Here is an 18,712-nt window from a genome sequence, read left to right on the forward strand (position 1 = left end):
TCAGCATTGTTTAAGGATGCGATTAAGTGGGAGCACATGATACTAAGTGTCCCAAATCCTTGGTCGATGAGGCTCAAGCGTGTACCATTTAGACCTGATAAGCTCGCGAATTTGGTAAAAAGCGTCAAAGCAGGCACGCACATCTGCCCCTAAATAACGACAATTGATACCTTGAAAATTGTGAGTACAGTGAATGGGTAGTGACTGCGTATCAATGAGATTGCGTATCTCGGTAATAGTGGCATCTAAATATTGACCAAGCTTGAGCGGATTATTCTGTAGTTCTGGCGCAATGACCTCTGTGCTAGGTATTGCCCAAAAAGAGCCATGCACATGTTGATTATTCAGTCCTAATCGTGAGGTAAACCAGCGCGTATTAGCTTGTTGGGAGGTGCACTCACTGACCAATAAATCACTCTCACGCCATATCTCTAAGCGGTTGGCATAATGACCATTAGCAAAAGTCTCTTGATACGCTTGACGTCCGAACACAGCAATATCCCAAGTCAATAAACTTGCCGTCTTAGCCAAATAAAAGCGATTATTGGCAGTAGAGACAGAATGATCGTAATAAATGCTTTCTTGTGGTAGCCATTCAAGGACAGCGTGGTCATCGAGGCGGGCGTTGATATGCTGTTCTGCGCTGACAACATCATTAAAACAGTCGTTAGAAGTGTTGCTATGTACCGATTGAGTACCGTTGGGAAATTTTGATGAGTCGCTGGGTCTAGAGGATCGTAATGATTTGCGTTGCCCGTACCATTTGCCGGCTCCAGGGGTGGTAATCACCGCATGGCTATTAGATTTTAGGTTAAATTCCAACGTTAAGTGGTCATCATCGGCGATACCAGCAGGAGGATACAATACATAAATATGGCAAATCCCTGCTTGGCTGTTATCAGTACTATCAGGCTCAGGATACAGCGCGCGCTGCACCATGAGTGCGCCAGTATGGGCACGATGATACAGTCGAGTTTTTGCAGTATTAGAGGCGCAGTCGAAATGGAGCTGTAGTGAGGATTGCCAAGTCAAAATTGTATTCCCTTTTATAAAGTGTCTTTTTATAAAGTGTCCTTTTAGATTGCCACCAACTCTTGAATGTTGTTTTTTGCCATGTCAACTCCAGCCCCTTGAGCTACCACTTGTCCTCTAGAGAGCACGGTATAGTTATCGGCAAGCTCTTCTGCAAACTCATAAAACTGCTCGACTAAAACAATTGCCATATCGCCTTTATTAGCAAGACTACGAATGACTCTACCAATGTCTTTAATAATTGATGGTTGGATACCTTCAGTCGGCTCATCGAGTACCAGCACAGATGGCTCGGAGGCAAGCGCCCGAGCAATAGCGAGCTGCTGCTGCTGACCGCCAGATAGATCGCCACCGCGCCGATGCTTCATCTCGTCCAGCACTGGAAATATATCATACAAGTGTTTGGGTACTTTACTTGCTTTTCGTTGAGAAAATTTCGCCATGCCAATCAGAATGTTTTCTTCAACGGTCAAAGTGGCAAAGATATCACGTCCTTGCGGTACATAAGCGAGTCCTGCGCGTACACGCTGCTCAGGCGTCATCTGACTAATGTCCTTACCGTCTAATAAAATTTCACCTGATTTTATTGGTAGGATGCCCATCAAGCATTTAAGTAAGGTGGTTTTACCGACGCCATTACGACCCAGTACCACGCTACATTCTCCTACAGGGGCGGCGAGGGTGACATCACGTAAAATGTGACTGCCACCATAATATTGATTTATGGCATTAATTTCTAACATATAAGCACCTCTATTTTTTAGGTCTATTTCTAAGCACTACTATCAATTATCGACCCAAGTAAGTCTCAATAACGGCCTCATTATTCTGTACTTCATTTAACGTGCCTTCAGCCAAAATAGCGCCATTTGCTAAGACCGTTACTTTCTCACTTATGGCATCAATAAAGGTCATATCATGCTCAACCACGATTAAAGTATGATTCTTTTTGAGGCGCAGACATAACTCAGCGGTATGTTCGGTTTCGGCATCTGTCATGCCTGCCACTGGTTCATCAAGCAAAATAAGCTTTGGTCTTTGCATCAACAACATCCCAATCTCTAGCCACTGTTTTTGACCATGAGATAACAGTCCTGCTGGCTTGTTAATCAGCTCTTTTAGGCGTATTTGATCAAGCGTTGAGTCAAGGGTATCTTGGATTTCTGCATCAATACGAGTAAGCCAGCTTTTTGACACTCGCTTATCTTTTGGCGCGGCCAGCATTAAGTTATCGAGTACGGTAAATTTCTCAAACACGGTAGGTTTTTGAAACTTACGGCCAATGCCTGCTTCCGCGATTTCTTCGGTAGATAGTTTGGCTAAATTATGTACTTGACCGAAAAATGCACTGCCTTTAGTGGGACGCGTTTTTCCAGTGATGACATCCATTAACGTGGTTTTACCTGCACCATTAGGACCAATGATGCAGCGCAGCTCTCCTGCCTCAATGTATAAAGATAAGTCATTGAGTGCGCGGAACGAGTCAAACCACACGCTAACGTCTTCTAAATACAGCGCAATACCATGTCTCATATCTGGCCCTGATTTGGGAACAGGATGCGCCAAGCCACCGCTATCTCCGTAATCTTCAGCCAAAGTAGTGACTGGTCGGGTAGGCGTGTTTTCTGCGACCGTTATGTGTGGTGTGTTTTTAGAGTTTTTCATTGGATTATCAATACTAGGATTGTTTTTAACAAGCGCATCGTTAGTAACTTTTTGGGAAGTAGCAGCATTAGTTATTAACATTATTCTTTTTCCTTTTTAAAACGATCAAGTACGCCAATGATGCCGTTAGGGAGAAATAAAGTAACCACCACAAATAATCCACCTAGGATAAGCAACCAAAACTCAGGGTAGGCAACGGTAAAATAAGTCTTAATTGCATTGATTGCACCTGCGCCTACGATAGCACCAATGAGTGAACCTCTGCCTCCCGCAGCTACCCATACTGCCATCTCGATAGAGTTGACGGGGTTCATCTCGCCCGGATTAATAATGCCAACTTGCGGTACATATAGAGCACCAGCGATACCAGCAATTACTGCAGACAATACCCAAGCAGAAAGCTTGTACCAAAGCGTGCGATAGCCTAAATACTGCAATCGATTTTCACTATCACGAATGGCACCGAGCACGCGCCCATAAGGCTGGCTCATCAGGTAGCGTAGTCCAAGATAGGACAGTAGCAGCGCCAAAGCGGTCGTAAAACACAGCACAGCCCTTGTTGAAGAGGCAGTGATGTCATAACCTAATAGCGTGGTAAAACCTGTGAAGCCATTGTTACCACCAAAGCCTGTTTCATTACGGAAGAATAATAAGGCTGCCGCATAGGTCATGGCTTGAGTAATAATCGAAAAATAAACCCCTTTGATCTTGGAGCGAAAAGCAAAATAGCCAAAGATGAAAGCGACCAGACCGGGAACTAATACCACTAGAGCCATCGCCCACCAAAAGTGCTGAGTGCCTGCCCAATACCACGGCAGCTCGGTCCAACTTAAAAAACGCATAAAGTCTGGTAAGCCCGTGCCAGCAGTTTCACGCGTCAAATACATACCAAAGGCATAACCTCCTAGCGCAAAATAAAGACCATGACCTAAGCTTAGGATGCCGGCATAGCCCCAGACCAAGTCTAAAGCCAGTGCTACCATGGCGAGCGCCATTATTTTACCAATCAAAGTTATCCAGTAAGCAGACAGGTGAAAACTAGAGGTTTCAGGTAGTAGATGGAGCCAAGGCAATATCAGTAGCACTAAAAAACACAAACCAATCAAAATGGCATTACGTGGGGAATCAGATAATAATTGAGTCAAACGCATGAGGTTCTCCTTAATCCACAAAACGGCCTTTGAGGGCAAATAAACCTTGTGGACGTTTTTGAATAAACAAAATCACAAGAACCAGTAATACAATCTTAGCCATCACAGCACCAATGCCAATCTCTAGCACCGTACCACTGACACCAAGACCTAAAGATGCCAATACCGCGCCCCATACTTGCCCAACACCGCCAACCACGACGACTAAGAACGCATCAATAATATAAGTTTGACCTAAGTCGGGTCCGACGTTGCCCACTTGTGCTAGAGCGCAGCCAGCGAGACCGGCCAACCCTGAACCAAGGCCGAATGCCAACATGTCGATGCGAGCAGAGGAGATACCAACTGCACGTGCCATTTGCCGGTTTTGAGTCACAGCGCGCACAAATAGCCCGAAACGAGTCTTGTTAAGTAAGTACACCAGTAGCATAAGAATAATGATGGTAAAGCCAATAATAGCGATACGATTGAAGGGGAGTACAAGGCTCGAGGACACTTGATAGGCACCGCTCAACCAGTCGACATTGCTGACTTCGACGTTTTGCGCGCCAAATATCATCCGAACCAACTGCATAAGAATCAAACTGACACCGAAAGTTGCCAGTAAGGTTTCAAGCTCACGACCATAAAGCGGGCGAATAATGATTCGTTCGATAATCATGCCGATAATGGCACTGACTAAGAAAGCGACGGGTATAGCAGCAACCAGATACCATCCAGTCATACTAGGAAAATACGCTTGAAAGAGATTTTGCACCATATAAGTGGCGTAAGCACCAATCATAATGAGCTCACCGTGGGCCATATTGATGACACCCAGTAGCCCAAAAGTAATGGCCAGCCCTAATGCCGCGAGTAGTAAAATACTTGCCGTACTAAGTCCCGTGAACAGATGACCTATCCAAGTACTGATGGTAATGCGCTGCTCAATACTATCCTCAGCGTCTAACAGCGCAGATTTGAGTACAGGATCGATATTATCTGCCGCCAATGCTTTTTTGACATCAACTAAGACTTGTGGACTATCGCTATCAGCAAGCACGGTAAGCGCGGCAATTTGCTTGGTGACGTCGCCATCTCTAAAATCAATCCTCGCTTGTAAAGTACTCAACGCCGTTTTGACATCGTCGTCTTCCTCATTAGTGGCAGCAGTACTTATGAGTGCTGGATCTAGCTGTTCGATATTGTCCGCTAAGATGGCGACTGCCTGCACACGTTGCGTAGGATCGTTTGACTCAAGCTTAACCTTGGCTTGTCCAAAGACTAAGGCTGAGCGTAGCGCATTGGTCAAAGTCACTTGCGCCAAGTCGCTAGGCCACTCGGTGGTCAGCTGCTTAGCAGGATAAGTAAATAGCTCATCTTCGCTGTTAAGTAGATAGGTTTGCCCGCCATTGCCTTGGTATAGCTCATCGTTTTTTATCAGCTCAACTAAAGTATCCAAACTCTCAACTGACCCCGGCCACTGGTTGAGCATGGTTTGGCGCTTGGTGAAGTCAGCAGCAACGAACTGTTCGATAGCGTCCCCTTTACTTACCGCAAGATCAGCAGGCGTAGTAATAGACTGCTTGTTTTGAGCAAGTAAGGTGTCGTCTTGAGCAAGTAAGGTCTCTTCACTTACAGCATTGGATGTCGCTGCCACAGTATTAGTAGATAGTTTCTCGCCATGGCTGTGGGCTATTGGCGTCTCGTGAGCACGAGCAGCTGATGTGATAGCAATGAGAAGGAGTAAAAATAGTAAGGCGATGACAAAAGTCTTGTTAAAATAATTGGCTTGCGCGTCACTTTTATAATAGGAAGGAGAATGTGACATGATGGTTCCTTTTTTGCAGTCAACACTCCTCTAACCTCTACTGAAAACTGTTTTATCAGTAGAGGAGCTAAAGGGTTGCTGGTATTGATACCATTAAGGGGCTAAGGATTAGGGACTAAGGCTTGGGTGACCATAACCTTATTTAGGAATGTACTGACTCCATGGCTCAGCACGAATGACTTTTGGCGTTTTGCTGATCACATCGAACTGACCATCGGCACGGATTTGACCGATCATGACAGGCTTCCATAAGTGATGGTTTTCCTCATCCATTTTTAATGTATACCCTGATGGCGCGTCAAAAGTCTGACCTCCCATACTGATACGCACTTTATCGACATTAGTGGTACCTGCTTTTTCGACTGCTTGTTTCCACATATTGATACCCACGTAGGTGGCTTCCATAGGATCATTGGTCACGACCTTTTCAGCATTCGGTAGCTTATGATCTAGCGCATATTTCTTATACTTTTTGGTGAAGCCGCTGTTGACAGGATTTTTAACCGACATAAAGTAGTTCCATGACGCCAAATGCCCTTGCAATAAGCTGGTATCGATACCGCGAAGCTCTTCTTCTCCTACTGAGAATGCCATGACTGGGATGTCAGAGGCTTTAATACCTTGGTTGGCAAGCTCACGATAAAAGGGTACGTTTGAATCCCCATTAATGGTAGAGATAACTGCCGTCTTTTTACCGGTCGAGAAGCTTTTAATGTTGCCCACGATGGTCTGATAGTTGCTAAAACCGAAAGGGGTATACTCTTCCATGATATCTGTTTCAGCGACGCCTTTAGATTTTAAGAACGCACGCAGTATCTGGTTAGTAGTCCGAGGATAGACATAATCTGTCCCAAGTAAGACAAAGCGTTCTGCACTACCACCCTCTGGACTCATTAAGTATTCAACGGCAGGAATAGCTTGCTGATTGGGAGCCGCACCAGTGTAGAAAATATTTTCTGACTGCTCTTGACCCTCGTACTGCACAGGGTAGAACATAAGGCCATTTAACTCTTCAACGACAGGCAGCACAGACTTACGTGATACCGACGTCCAACCACCAAATATGACATCCACTTTGTCTTGAGTTAATAGCTGACGTGCTTTTTCAGCGAATAACGGCCAATCAGAAGCGGGATCTACGACGATCGGCTCTAGCTGCTTACCCAACACACCGCCATTGGCATTAATTTCATCAATGGTCATGAGAGCCGTATCTTTTAATGAGGTTTCAGAGATGGCCATCGTTCCAGATAAAGAATGCAAGATGCCTACTTTGATGGTGTCACCATCTGCCGCAGGTGTAGTAGCGGTCTCGGCTGTTTCGGTTTTTGTGGCTGTAGAATTGGTTTCAGCACTAGTTTCTGCAGGTTTTTGACAACCTATAAGGCTTAAGCTACCTACGACGGCTACTGCTAGTAGAGACAAACGTGATGTGAGTTTTGAGTCGATACGATAATTTGTACTTATAGGAGTAGCAGTGATAAGCGTTGGCAATAAAGACATGTATTTCTCCAAAAAGATAAAGTAGCAGCTTGGCAGGCCGAGTTAACAAACCATTCCTAACTGCTATTAATACTTCAATATTTATGCCATTCCAAAATACAAAATAAACGCACCAATATCGGTCTTTTTAGGAGATATTGCACTTTTTTCGCACCATGATGGTTTTTATGATTTTCTATGCACCATCTGTGTCTGGTTAAAAAGTGACTTATACTGTCAATGTCAAATCCGTACAAACAAGCTTGGGAGATATCAATTACGCAGCTACAAGTTTTGTCAGCATAGATCAAATAACGATTAACTCCTTTTATTATCAAAAGATTAAATAGGTTGTTGTTGATATTATTGGCTTCATGCCTACTTATTATATTGTGCTTAAAGGCTGGTCTAATATCAAAATGGCATCTTTGCCGACTATTAGATGTCAAAATATTATCGAGGAGGTTATAAAAGAGGGAAAGATAGAGGTATGGGCGGTAACCTATGTGTTAGTGATTTTCTATCAAGTCCATGGTTAGATAAAAGTGAATAGCAGTGCTTGGCGATTCATAAGTGGTTATCTACAAGCTATATTTATAGTTGCAGCTTGGCAAGATAAGCATTCTCCTAAAGTTAATGTTTGCGGGATTAACAGCATAGGTCAGTTATCAATAATTCACTTGAATACTTACAATGTCAGAGTATTTATCAGGCCGAAAGTCGGCACTGAGAACAGTAATGTAGACAGTCTTTAGTTGAGAGGTTCCATCGCCAGTACCTATTACGCCATTCCCGACGTTATTCGAGGTGGCGGTGTTTCCCCATATATCTCCACTTTCACCATCAGTTGAACGTAATTGATAAGGTATCTTATCAGTATTGTTACCAGTACCACTCATCATGCCAGCACCATCTATATTATTATTGGATGGCATTAAGCCAATATTATAGGGTGCACCATTTGTGCAAGTGACGCCAATCGCACTAGAATTATTGCCTATGATATTGTTTCTATTTGCAGAATGAGAACCTAAATTGACATCAGTGGTAGAGGTAACTAAACAGCTTGGAATTACGGTCGCTTGAACGGTAAATGGGAATTGATCTACTCCTAAATTACCCGTTGAGCAATCAAGGCCAGATGAGATTTCGTTAGCCTTAAACGTTAATGCGGTATGACTGCCATTGAAATCGTCGGTATAGGTTCCGGATGTTGCGAGGGTGTTGTTATAGTTTGAGAGCAAAGAAATGTTAATAGCTACACTGCCTGAGATAAATGAGTTTTCTGCAATAGCGAGTGAGCCTGAGTTGAATTCAGAACCACTAGAATTGCGGGTACCCCAATCAATATTTCCTGGTAATGTCATGGTAAAAGCCAAGTTTGAATCGACAGACCCATTCTTCATGTAACGCGGAGGGTAAGTGCTGTTATTGTTGCCACCATCTACTGCAAGGCAAACCGATACATATCCTGCGGAGCCGCTATTAGTGCATCTATAGTTTAATGTAGCACCAATCCTTGCGTCATCAGCGTTGGCGGGGGTGACAGAGTCGCTAATGTTCACGTTACCAGTACTTCCCACTGCTGTATTCATACCTGCTTCACACGTAACATTGGGTACAGCATAAGCATTCCCTGATGGTAACCACCATGCACCTACTATCAAAAATATACTATATTTCCATCTTAAAAACTTCATTATTCTTTTACCTTTTGGCAGATGAGAGGACCGATTAGTGGAATATCATCGCCCTGTTTATGATAATCAAAGCTGACCGTACAACTATCACTAGAGGGCATGATTACTTTTAGTACATTGTGCTCATCTAAGGTATCCAAATAGACTTCGCCATCAAATCCAATAACTGCTGAAGATGCATCTTTGTTCGTAAGTAACTGTACTTGACTGCCAAGCGGTAATGGCTGGTTAACGTTGTCGGTAAGGAGGACAGAGGCAGAGCGCACAGGTGTGATGCCAAATCTTACTAATACTCCAGCACGGTCAGTCGGCGTTGCTTCAATATCCACCTTGTCAATGCGCAGGTCAGCGGGCAAGTCCATAGGGTTAATAGTAATTTTATTGTCTTGATAAGCGTTCAATGGTGTTACTAATAATAGCCCCTGCTTATTCGTTGTACCTATGGGACTGTTTTGCAGCAGCACTGGTACATCGGCGATACCATCAGTGGAGACCACGGCAAAACCATTATTGATTTGGCGGGCAGCAAATAAGCCTCCACCCATCATGACCAGCGCGCCTGTACCGCTAGCATAAGTAGAATAATTATCGTTGTTGCTACTGATACCAGCTTGTAATCGACCGTATGGACCAAGATAATTCAATTCGGCTAAGCCATCGGTGCTGCTGTTGTTACTCGTACTATTATTACCTGTACTGTATCTTGCTTGTGCGCGCCAGCCTATGCCACCCGCACCTGGCGTTGACTGCGACACATCTGTTACCAAGGAATGACGCTCGTTAGTGCTCTGCACACTACTATTCAGCGAGATATTATGGTCTAAGGATAGCGAGGCCCCAAAAGAGACGCTGTTATTGGCAGAATTATGGATATCATGATTGTAATTGGCGTTCAGACTCAGTCGTCGCCCAAAAGACTTTCGCCAAGAGGCGCTGGCAAATTGTGAGGTCTCTTGCTGCGCAAAAGCGACCTGATTATAACTGAGACCAAAACTGCCCATAGATTGGGTGTTATAACCTGTTGAGAGTTGTTCACTTCGGCGGTTGGGAGCATTTCCGTAGCGTGTGGCGACGTCACGGTAGTCACCTTGAGTACCGGTGGCATTGAGACCAATATGGAAGCGACTGTTATTCCAAGAGTAATTTGCACTGTATTGCGATCCACTTTTACTTTGGCTGTCGCTACCCGCTATTGAGGCAAATAAGACGCCGCCTTTACTGCCCAATAACCAAGTGCCACCGACACCAGCATTGCTAAGGCCTTCAGTCACTTCAGCATGGGTCTCTGCGGTAAAGCGATCACTGACCCCATAACGCCAAGTGCCAAAGCCGGCGATATCGCTGCCGTAATCAAAAGATTTGAGCCCATAGTTTTCGCGCACGGCACCGAGCTCCACTGACCAATCAGACAGCCCTGACTGCAGCAAACGATGGGCATCATAAAGCGAAAAATTAAGCGTAGTATTTTGTCCTAGGGCATCGGTCAACACGAGCTGTGCATTGCCCGCACCGCTAAAGCTGGGCGCTGTATTAAGCTCAAAAGGACCGGCGGGTACGTCACCGCTATATTGTTTGAGACCATTCACATACAGCTCTACCGCTGAAGGCAGGGTGGCAGAACCAAAAAATGATGGCAAAGGCGTGGTAGTCATATAGGGCTGCAGGTCAAAATTAGTACCAAATTGCAGTCCGCCCAAACGCGTCGACCTTGTCCATGATAGTGTGCCTGTGAGTAAGTCGCCAGCGCTGACGGTAACTAGTTTATCAGGGAAAGACTTGCTCCAACTGCTATCCAATCGCACCGTGCGACTGTCCCAATCATTACTATTAGTATTGCTACCAGCAAAGCGATTGCCAGTCGTGAGGGCAGTGGAGCTTAATACACCGAGGTTATTAAACGCACGCAGTTCTGTATAAACACTTAGGCTGGTCGCGTTATTTTCGGTTTGGGTACCATAAAGGTTGTAATTTAACAGAAAACCAGGCGAGGCAGTCGGTTGCGTGCGTCTGCTATTGCGAGTATTAACGACGGTCGTGGCAAGGTTGAGCATGTTTAGCGGTGCAATAATATCGACCGTTTGCTTGCGTGCGTCATAATCAATCTTAATATCAGGTAGAGTGTTTAGCGGTATTGGTTCGATAATATCGGGCGACAATATAAAGCCGAGTTGCTGCAATACATTGGTACTTGCCCATAATTGGTCATTGTAGTATTCGAAGGAGGCTAAACTCCTATCTGCGCCGTTAAGCCTAACCTCTAAATAGAGATCAAGCTTGTCTGGATGGTCATTTTCATTACGATTGTCACGGTTTAAATCAAGCTGTGCAAGACTGTCGTTGGGAAGGTCTGTAGAGGTAGCTATGATATCGTTTGGTTCGATAGCATGGCTGATAGGTATCATTAAGGTTTGCAATAAGGCTATTTTAGCGATCGGAAGTGTCCAGCGTAACGTCTTGTATCGTCTCAGTTCCATTGATCATTGCCTTGAATTTACCACCTGTCGTTAGTGCCGAGGGTGGTGTTTTCAGTGTCCAGTACATGGTAGCGCCTGGTAACACATAACCCAGCAAACCTTTATGGACATTAATGCTAGTGCCAACCGTATCTACAAAACTTAAGCTTGCCAATTGAGCATGACCATTACCGCTATTGTGGACACGTAACTTTACCTGCTTGCCATCTGGCTGCACATGCGTGCTCCATTGCAGCTTTGGGCTGGTTTTTATAACACCAACGGGCTGTACAAATACGGGTAGGGAATAGCTCAACGCAAACTGCAAGCCACTCTTTTGGTCAGGAGATTTAATCGGCAACTCATTAACCAAAACTCTATAGCTGTCTTCTACAGCGCCACTGCCTTGCGGCGGTGCTGTGGCACGTATAATTCGAATTAATTGCTTTTCGCTTGGGTTGAGCTCAATCATTGGCGGACTGGCCAATAATCCTCGTGATAGTGTGAGCTGATCGCCTGTTTCATCCTGCGACCAGTGGTACACACGCACTTGCGCATGCACCACATTGTCACCGGTATTACTTAGGGTCAGCCCACTGGCATTTTCTCGAGCTTGTATGCTTAAGGAGATGGGAGAGACCTGTAGGCCACTCGCCATCGCCCAATTGCTACACAGTAGCAAGCTTGAGATCACACTATATTTTGCAACACGGTGTAACCAGAGAGTTAACATAGCTGGCTAGTAAACGACAGAAACGCTAACCAGATCAGTGTAGTTACCAACGGTAACGTCGGTGCTGCCGGTTACTGAGGCATAAACTGGATGTTCAATAGCAGCTGTCATGCCTTCTCCGACGCTACTAACACTATTGCCGGCTTCGCCGTTTAATATTCCAGTACTACCCCAAACTGTACCCTCTAAATCGGAGTGTAACTGATAAGTAATAAGGTCTGTTGGCGCTGGTCCTGTCATAACACCAGCACCATTAGCATCACTGTTCGACGGCGTTAGCTTAACTACATAAGGCGCACCGGTAGAGCACATCACGGAGAGGGCGGTAGCGTTTGTTTGGTTAGCTGTCGCTGTGCCGCCAGCAGCAACTTCACCGAAAGTAATATTTTGAGTGAGAGGAGCGGCTGACAAGGTGCAAGCAGACACTACGGTCATATTGACGTTAAAACTACCTGACTCTGTACCAGCAGCATTGGCACTAGACATAGCAGCGAAACCACCAAGAGTAACTAATGTAGCGGTCATTAAGGATTTTTTAAATTGCATGGTAAATCTCCAAAGGTTTAGATCGGTTGGTATTTCAGTGATGGAATGCAGCATAATCCGTTGAATACGCTGCGCTTGCCGAGCTAGATAGCAGCAATCACGTCTTTTTGGCAATCTAGAACCCACTGGTATAAGATAATCACCTGAGGTAAGCTGATTGTTTAAGTAACAATAACTACGACTATCGTCAATATTTGTTACTAAATCATGACAGGTTTACTACAGAAGTTTGTGACTAACATGTATCCACGATAATATCCAATTTTCCATATATATTATTGACCCATGAGTCACTATGAACAACCTCACAATAGACTACTCAAAATAGACCGCTAAGCCGGTTATTTCAGGAACGACTCAAAAAATATTTTATATCTTAAAACGACAGATTAAATCGAGGAGTTATGCTGTGTTTTTCGGAGATACAGCGGCATATGTGAGGCCTTCATACTCCGTTGAAACACGAGTACCTCCACCTCCTTCAAGTGTCTGACCAATATTGGTCAGTGAGCCGATGATGGCGGTGTTTCCAGTCGCACGCGCAAACTCGCAAGCCGCTGCAACTTTTGGTCCCATAGAGCCCGCAGGAAGATCAAGCTCACTTAAAACGTCTGGATGCGCCTGCAAGATGCTTCGTTGTTTGTCAGTCCCAAAGTCTGTATAAACATACGCCACATCAGTGGCAATCACCAATAACTCACATTCAAGGCTACGGGCAAGTAAGGATGCGCACAAGTCTTTATCGATTACTGCCTCGACCCCTTGCAAACAGCCATCTTCATCAAATGCCGTTGGGATACCACCTCCGCCTGCACAGATCACAATCGCGCCTTTTTCAAGCAGCCACTGTATGGGTTTTAGCTCAAATATCTTTTTGGGCTTAGGGCTTGCAACCACTCGCCTAAAGTATGTACCATCGGCTTTAATAACCCAGCCTTTTTGCGCACTTAGCTTTTCTGCTTCCTCTTTTGAGTATACAGGGCCAATAGGCTTGGTTGGATTGTTAAAAGCAGGGTCTTTACGGTCGACTTCTACTTGAGTGAGTAGGGTGGCAATGGATGATTCTCTCGGCAGGACATTCCCAAGCTCTTGCTCGATGATGTAGCCAATCATACCTTCTGTTTCTGCGCCCAAAACGTCTAATGGATAAGTATCGACTTCAGTGTAAGCCGCGCCTTGCAACGCAAGCAAACCGACTTGCGGGCCATTACCGTGGGCAATGACTAACTCGTTACCCTCCGTGACCTTGCTGATTTGTTCAACGGCCGTCTTGATATTTTGGCGTTGGTTGTGAGCAGACAGCGGCTCTCCACGTTTTAATAAAGCATTACCACCTAAGGCAATTAGTAACCTCATGATATTTCCCTACGCATTATCTTCAGTTAACGTCATATCAGGGCGTGTCTTCATTTCAAAAATAGTGATAAAAATGAGATAAATGGCAGTCAAACAAGAAAATAGCGCAGATAATATTGAGATATTAGTCAGCTATTTGACGCCGTTTGGCAAGATTTAGCCACTTTTAACCTATTTAGATGACTATCGATTGAATTGAGGGCACGCCCCGGTAGCACGCGTTGCTAATGTTATACATTAGATATTACCAAGCGCAGAGACTAGAACGGCTTTAATCGTATGCATACGGTTTTCTGCTTGCTCAAATGCGATGTTGTAAGGTGATTCAAATACCTCTTCGGTCACTTCGATACCATCTGCGAGCTGTGGGTATTTTTCAGTGATTTTTTTACCAACCTCGGTATCTGAGTTATGAAAAGCGGGCAAACAGTGCATAAATTTTACTTTTGGATTACCAGTGGCTTTTATCAAATCCATATTGACTTGGTAGGCCATTAGCGCATCGATTCGCTCAGCCCAGCTCTCAATAGGCTCACCCATTGATACCCATACGTCGGTATGAACGAAATCAACGTCTTTTGCCGCCGTTTTTACATCATCAGTGATAGTAAGACGGGCACCTGATTCTTTGGCAAAGTCTGCACAAGTGGCTAAAAAGTCTGCTGCAGGCCACAAATCTTTAGGGGCGCAAAGGCGTACGTCCATACCCATCTTAGCACCCATTAAATATAATGAGCGGCCCATGTTATTACGTGCATCACCAAAATAAGCATACTTAATCTGATGGATTGATTTGTCGGTATGCTCACGCATGGTCATTACATCTGCTAGCATTTGTGTTGGATGAAACTCATTCGTTAGGCCATTAAAGACAGGAATATCCGCATATTCTGCCAACTCATTGACAATCTCTTGACCGAACCCGCGATACTCGATGGCATCATACATACGACTCAACACACGGGCAGTGTCTTTCATGCTCTCTTTGTAGCCGATCTGTGATGAGTTCGGGCCAATAAACGTCACATTGGCACCTTGGTCATATGCCGCTACTTCAAAAGCACAACGAGTGCGGGTTGAGGTTTTCTCAAAGATTAGCGCAATGTTTTTGCCCAAAAGATGCTTTTGTTCTGTGCCTGAGTATTTTGCTCTTTTTAGGTCACGAGCCATATCCAAAAGATAGGTAAGCTCGCGTTCACTATGATGCATAAGGCTTAGCAGATCACGGTTGTGAAGATTAAAACTCATGATAATTCCTTAATTTTTAGTATGTGTTTATTTTGGATGGACTATCACTGTATTTGGCACCGCTATGAGCAGGTAGGGTTCAATATGCCCTAATCCGTTGGATCGCGAATGATAGGACAAGTCATGCAGTGACCACCGCCACGGCCACGGCCCAGCTCGGAGCTTGGAATCGTAATCACTTCAATGCCTTGTTTGCGCAGTAACGTGTTGGTATAAGTATTGCGGTCATAAGAGATGACAACGCCTGGCTCAAGGGCAAGGACATTGTTACCATCATCCCATTGCTCACGCTCAACTTCGTAGCTATTGCCGCCTGTTTCGACCACTCTTAATTTGTCGACCCTTGCGGCTTCTTCTATCACTTTCAAAAAATGTCTCTCATCTTCGCGTACATCTATACCGTGTGGCTTGCTTTCATCAGGACGAATATGAAAAGTTGTAATATGATCTGTCACTGCCGGAAACACGTTGACCAAATCAATGTCGCAAAACGTAAATACAGTGTCCAAATGCATTGCAGAACGTTGCTTAGGTAAGGCCGCTACGATGATATGGTCAACTGAACCATCGATGAATAAAGTCTTGGCCAGTCTGGTAATCGCTTGTTGTGACGTTCGCTCACCCATACCAATCAGCACGGTTTTGTTGCCGATAGGCATGACATCACCACCTTCTAAACTACAGCCACTGAGATCTTCTTCAGTATCATCCATCCAAATTTTGAAATCAGCGCCTTTAAAGTCTGGATGAAATTTATAAATAGCAGAAATAAGGAGCGTTTCTTGCTGGCGGGCGGGCCAGTACATGGGGTTAAGGGTAACGCCGCCGTATATCCAGTTTGAGGAATCGCGAGGAAACTGAGTATTGGGCAGTGGTGGCAATACAAACTCAGTCGTACCTGACAGTGCGGATAATTTTTTGAGTGATGCCCCAATATCATTTGGTAACTCTTCAGTGGTGACGCCGCCAATTAAAAATGAAGACAGTTTCTTGTGTTCAAGTTTGGTCAACCAATCTCTCACTTCGCCAGCCAATAAAGTACCGACATGATTATCAGTGATTTTATGATCCATAATCCATTTCATGGCATCATTATCATCAAGGGTTTGTGCCAGCAGCTGATGCATCTCCACCACGTCAATATCGCGATCGCGCATTTTTGTGACCATATCATAATGGTCGCTTTTGGCTTTACTTACCCACATGACATCATCAAACAACAAATCATCACAGTTTTGCGGTGTCAGTCTTTGATGGGCAAGACCTGGAGAACACACCATAACTTTGTGTAATTTACCGACTTCTGAATGAACACCTAAAGACTTGTCAGACATTTTTGTATCCTTATGCGGTTTGGGTGCAAGTATCTCACCACTGTTTAGAGGACGAACAACCTAAAAAAGCAACTGATGTGAAAATTACGACGAACGGATTTTTCTGGTAATGACAAATGTAAGGCATTTTATTTAATAGGGTCGCTACAAGCTTAACGTACCGCTGTAGAGGCCATAGGCTGCATATATGGCACTGACAGTAATGACTGCAAGCACCACTTTTTCGGCTGTATTGAACAGCTGATGCTTGTACTCTCTGCGTGCTTTTATATAGAGAACCACACCAGGAAGATACAATAAAGCGGATAGTAAAAAGTACTGAATACCGGCAGCATACAACAGCCAAATACTATAAAACAGTGCAGTTACCCCAATGATAATATCTTTTGTGGCGCTCTCAGATGTTTTGTAACCTTCTTTGCGATAGGCCACCAAAAATCCATAAGCGGCAGAAAAGAAATAGGGAATCAAAATCATGGAAGTGGACAGATAAAAAATATTGTTATAAGTACTTTTACTAAAGTAGGTGATGACTAAGAATAACTGTGTCGCTGCAGAAGACACCAATAGTGCATTTACCGGCACATCAACGGCATTTGTTCTATAAAAGAACTTCGGCATGGTTTCGTCTTTGGCGGCAACGAATAAAACTTCGGCGCAGAATAGCGTCCAAGCCAATAAACCACCGAGCAGCGAGACGACCAAACCTACTGAGATAAAGGTCGCGCCCCACGGGCCAACGGCATACTCTAGCAAATAAGCCATCGACGGGTTTTTCATCGCTGCAAGCTCAGGGAGTGATCTAACACCCATCGCTAAAAAGTTAACCATCATTAATAGTACTAACGTAAAAATGAATCCCAATACGGTGGCTTTGCCAATATCAGAGCGTTTTTTGGCGCGTGCAGAATACACACTGGCCCCTTCAATACCAATAAATACCCATACCGTCACCATCATCATGTTTTTAACTTGATCAGGGACTGACCCTAGATCCGTCTCTCTGCCCCAAAAGTCGCTATTAAAAAGATCCATATTAAAGACCGTAAAAATAATGACAATAAAGGTGAACAGCGGTATCACTTTGGCGATGGTGATCAACGTATTGACTGAGGTAGCCGTCTGGATACCTTTAGTAATCATGAAGTTATATGCCCACAATAATACAGAGGCACCCACCAATGCAGTCAGGGTATTACCATCTCCAAACACATTAAAAAAATAACCCAGCGTACTAAATATCAGCACGTAGTAACTGACGTTGCCTAACCAAGCAGAGAGCCAGTAGCCCCATGCAGAGTTGAAGCCCATATAATTACCAAAACCTGCCTGCGCGTAGGCATAAACCCCACTGTCAAGTTCAGGCTTGCGATGTGCTAAATTTTGGAACACGAAGGCAAGCATCAGCATACCGATGCCAGTGATTACCCAGCCAATTAATGAGGCACCAGGGCTTGCGGTTTCAGCGATGTTTTGCGGCAATGAGAATATACCACCGCCTATCATAGAGCCTACGACAAGAGCAATGAGTGCGGTAAAGTTTAGATTTTTCTCGGATGGATCATGCGTTGTTTCAGACATGGTGAAGACCTTTTATTCTCTAATTGAGAAATATATGAAAGCAACAAAATAGATACGGCCTTGAAGAATACTTAAAAACAGTATTTAATATATGAGAACTCCACAATATTAGCATGGATTATCGTGGTTTTGTTAGCTCAATGGCCATCATTAAAAATATTTATGTATCTATATCAGTAAAATAACTGTGATAACTCATGATAAAAATGTTTGCTATGGCAGCAGTTTTTGTACAACCAGTATCCTGAGTTGGTCAAAAAATTTGCAGGGCTATATTGGATAAATCATACAACACTCAAAATAAATTCAGTTTCCGATGGTTTATTGAGGTGGTATCGAGTACCATAACCACAATATAATTATGGATTTATTGGTATTTCTGACTAGGTCGTGTCCTAATCGGCCCAATATCCGATGATTCAACTGTATGCCGAACATCTTATATAAATCACTCACCATTCCGCCTTGGTGTAGAAATTGTCTTGTGCTCACACAGCGCCAATATTGCCAGTCATCTTGATCAACACGAGATGTGCATGATCTGATTTCCTATATTCAACACGCCCTATACTAAAAAATCATTAAAATTTCAAATTGAGGATATGCCCTAATACGGTTAAA

General features: G+C 44.2%; 14 protein-coding genes. All 14 read right to left on the bottom strand.

The genetic code is table 11. The features are described 5' to 3' along the window. Positions 1-42: 42 nt before the first annotated feature. The 14 genes from AAEY72_RS00195 to arcD all read right to left on the bottom strand — a co-directional run bounded on the left by AAEY72_RS00195 (position 43) and on the right by arcD (position 18,091). Positions 43-1,032: an urease accessory protein UreD gene (locus AAEY72_RS00195; RefSeq protein ID WP_352308955.1), complete on the bottom strand. Its 990-nt coding sequence runs from the start codon at positions 1,030-1,032 to the stop codon at positions 43-45. Positions 1,033-1,076: 44 nt separating this feature from the next. Next, positions 1,077-1,775: an urea ABC transporter ATP-binding subunit UrtE gene (gene urtE / locus AAEY72_RS00200; protein WP_352308956.1), complete on the bottom strand. Its 699-nt coding sequence runs from the start codon at positions 1,773-1,775 to the stop codon at positions 1,077-1,079. A 46-nt stretch (positions 1,776-1,821) separates the two neighbouring features. Beyond that, positions 1,822-2,778 carry an urea ABC transporter ATP-binding protein UrtD gene (gene urtD, locus AAEY72_RS00205; RefSeq protein ID WP_352308957.1) on the bottom strand — a complete coding sequence of 319 codons (957 nt, stop codon included), beginning with the start codon at positions 2,776-2,778 and terminating at the stop codon, positions 1,822-1,824. After that, entirely contained in the window at positions 2,778-3,848 is a 1,071-nt protein-coding gene (gene urtC / locus AAEY72_RS00210) for an urea ABC transporter permease subunit UrtC (RefSeq protein ID WP_010200558.1), read from the bottom strand. Before urtC ends, urtD begins: the two co-directional genes overlap by 1 nt. A 10-nt stretch (positions 3,849-3,858) precedes the next feature. Beyond that, positions 3,859-5,658 (bottom strand): urea ABC transporter permease subunit UrtB, encoded by a 1,800-nt coding sequence (urtB, locus tag AAEY72_RS00215; protein WP_352308958.1) that lies wholly within the window; start codon positions 5,656-5,658, stop codon positions 3,859-3,861. Positions 5,659-5,796: 138 nt separating this feature from the next. Continuing rightward, on the bottom strand, positions 5,797-7,107 hold the full coding sequence (gene urtA, locus AAEY72_RS00220) for an urea ABC transporter substrate-binding protein (RefSeq protein ID WP_026037277.1): 1,311 nt from the start codon (positions 7,105-7,107) through the stop codon (positions 5,797-5,799). Positions 7,108-7,808: 701 nt separating this feature from the next. Continuing rightward, positions 7,809-8,546: a Csu type fimbrial protein gene (locus tag AAEY72_RS00225; RefSeq protein ID WP_352308959.1), complete on the bottom strand. Its 738-nt coding sequence runs from the start codon at positions 8,544-8,546 to the stop codon at positions 7,809-7,811. Positions 8,547-8,839: 293 nt separating this feature from the next. Further along, positions 8,840-11,314 (bottom strand): fimbria/pilus outer membrane usher protein, encoded by a 2,475-nt coding sequence (locus AAEY72_RS00230; RefSeq protein ID WP_352308960.1) that lies wholly within the window; start codon positions 11,312-11,314, stop codon positions 8,840-8,842. Then, the gene (locus AAEY72_RS00235) at positions 11,265-12,026 is read right to left on the bottom strand and encodes a fimbrial biogenesis chaperone (RefSeq protein WP_352308961.1); all 762 of its coding nucleotides are present in this window, start codon (positions 12,024-12,026) and stop codon (positions 11,265-11,267) included. The genes AAEY72_RS00230 and AAEY72_RS00235 overlap by 50 nt, the downstream gene beginning before the upstream one ends. Before the next feature lie 6 nt (positions 12,027-12,032). Continuing rightward, positions 12,033-12,572, bottom strand: coding sequence for a Csu type fimbrial protein (locus tag AAEY72_RS00240; RefSeq protein ID WP_352308962.1), 540 nt, complete (start codon positions 12,570-12,572; stop codon positions 12,033-12,035). 402 nt (positions 12,573-12,974) lie between these two features. Continuing rightward, the gene (gene arcC / locus AAEY72_RS00245) at positions 12,975-13,928 is read right to left on the bottom strand and encodes a carbamate kinase (RefSeq protein ID WP_352308963.1); all 954 of its coding nucleotides are present in this window, start codon (positions 13,926-13,928) and stop codon (positions 12,975-12,977) included. Positions 13,929-14,165: 237 nt separating this feature from the next. Next, positions 14,166-15,176 (bottom strand): ornithine carbamoyltransferase, encoded by a 1,011-nt coding sequence (locus tag AAEY72_RS00250; RefSeq protein WP_352308964.1) that lies wholly within the window; start codon positions 15,174-15,176, stop codon positions 14,166-14,168. Positions 15,177-15,265: 89 nt separating this feature from the next. After that, positions 15,266-16,510, bottom strand: a complete 1,245-nt coding sequence (arcA, locus tag AAEY72_RS00255) for an arginine deiminase (protein ID WP_352308965.1) — start codon at positions 16,508-16,510, stop codon at positions 15,266-15,268. A gap of 144 nt (positions 16,511-16,654) precedes the next feature. Continuing rightward, on the bottom strand, positions 16,655-18,091 hold the full coding sequence (arcD, locus tag AAEY72_RS00260; protein ID WP_352308967.1) for an arginine-ornithine antiporter: 1,437 nt from the start codon (positions 18,089-18,091) through the stop codon (positions 16,655-16,657). Positions 18,092-18,712 lie beyond the last annotated feature (621 nt).

Origin of the sequence: Psychrobacter sp. W2-37-MNA-CIBAN-0211, assembly GCF_040309405.1 — a bacterium.
GTDB lineage: Bacteria > Pseudomonadota > Gammaproteobacteria > Pseudomonadales > Moraxellaceae > Psychrobacter > Psychrobacter glaciei.